The sequence below is a fragment of the Herbaspirillum sp. B65 genome (assembly GCF_000333555.1).
Taxonomy (GTDB): Bacteria; Pseudomonadota; Gammaproteobacteria; order Burkholderiales; family Burkholderiaceae_D; genus Herbaspirillum; species Herbaspirillum rubrisubalbicans.
Genome location: NZ_BADI01000951.1, coordinates 1 through 1423, shown reverse-complemented (window position 1 = coordinate 1423; position 1423 = coordinate 1). Strand labels below are relative to the sequence as shown.

Genomic DNA, 1423 nt, shown 5'->3' with positions numbered 1-1423 from the left:
GCGCGCTGTGCACCAGCTTCGGGCGTGCTGGTGGGCGACCGTCGGCCAAGACTGGGCCATCCTGGCGTCGATGACATTGTTGTTCGTGGTCATGACGCTGGTATTGATGTACTCGGAGTCGCAACCCAACCCCATGCTGGCCTCGCTGCACGCTTCCGGCCCCGGCATGATGGAAGGCAAGGAAACCCGCTTCGGCATCCCGGCCTCGGCGCTGTTTGCCTCCATCACCACGGCTGCCTCCTGCGGTGCGGTCAATGCCATGCATGACTCGCTCTCGCCGCTGGGTGGCCTGGTGCCGATGTTGCAGATGCAACTGGGCGAGGTGGTGTTCGGTGGGGTCGGTTCGGGCTTGTATGGCATGTTGATCTTCGCGGTGCTGGCGGTGTTCATCGCCGGTCTCATGATCGGTCGCACCCCGGAATACCTGGGCAAGAAGATCGGCGTGTTCGACATGAAGATGATGTCCATCGCCATCCTGATGACCCCGGCCCTGGTGCTGATCTTCACCGCCCTGTCGGTGATGGTGGAAGGAGGGCTGGCCGGCATCGCCAACCCCGGCGCGCACGGCTTCTCGGAGATCCTGTACGCCTTCAGCTCGGCCGCCAACAACAATGGCAGCGCCTTCGCCGGACTGTCCGCCAATACGCCGTACTACAACATCACCACTGGCCTGTGCACCTGGCTGGGCCGCTTCGGCATCATCGTGCCGGTGCTGGCCATGGCTGGTTCGCTGGCTGCCAAGAAGCGCCTGGCCGCCACCTCCGGCACCCTGCCCACGCATGGTCCGCTGTTCGTGGCGCTGCTGATCGGCGCGGTGATTCTGGTAGGTGCCTTGACCTACGTTCCGGCGCTGGCGCTGGGACCGGTGGTGGAACACCTGCAAATGATGGCGATGTGAATGATTTGAAGGATTCCACCAGGCGCAGCGCCTGGTGGAGCAACCCGCAACGGATACCCATATGAAGAACTCTTCCAGCAATACCCCGGCCGGCAGCACCCAAGCCGTACCGGCCGATGCCATCCCGTCCGCTGCGCAGACTGCGCGCTGGATGTTCGATCCCAAGATCGTCAAGCCGGCCCTGGCCGACTCTTTCCGCAAGCTCTCGCCGCGCGTGCAGTGGCGCAACCCGGTGATGTTCGTGGTCTACCTGGGCAGCATCCTGACCACGCTGCTGTTCATCCAAGCCCTGGTGGGCAAGGGCGAAGCACCGGCTGGCTTCATCTTCGCCATTGCCGCCTGGCTGTGGTTCACGGTGCTGTTTGCCAACTTCGCCGAAGCCCTGGCCGAAGGCCGCAGCAAGGCCCAGGCCGCAGCCCTGCGCGGCGTCAAGAAGAGCGTGCTGGCCAAGAAGCTGCGCAGCGCTGATTACACCCGTGGCATGGATGCGGCCAACGCTGCACGCCAATGCGAAGTGGTGAAGGC

At 64.1% G+C, this 1423-nt stretch carries 2 pseudogenes; both read left to right on the top strand.

Annotation, left to right across the window (positions count from 1 at the left end):
* Positions 1–898, top strand: a pseudogene (gene kdpA / locus I5W_RS22280) (potassium-transporting ATPase subunit KdpA); the annotation flags it as partial.
* A gap of 61 nt (positions 899–959) precedes the next feature.
* Positions 960–1423: pseudogene (locus tag I5W_RS22275) on the top strand (potassium-transporting ATPase subunit B); the annotation flags it as partial.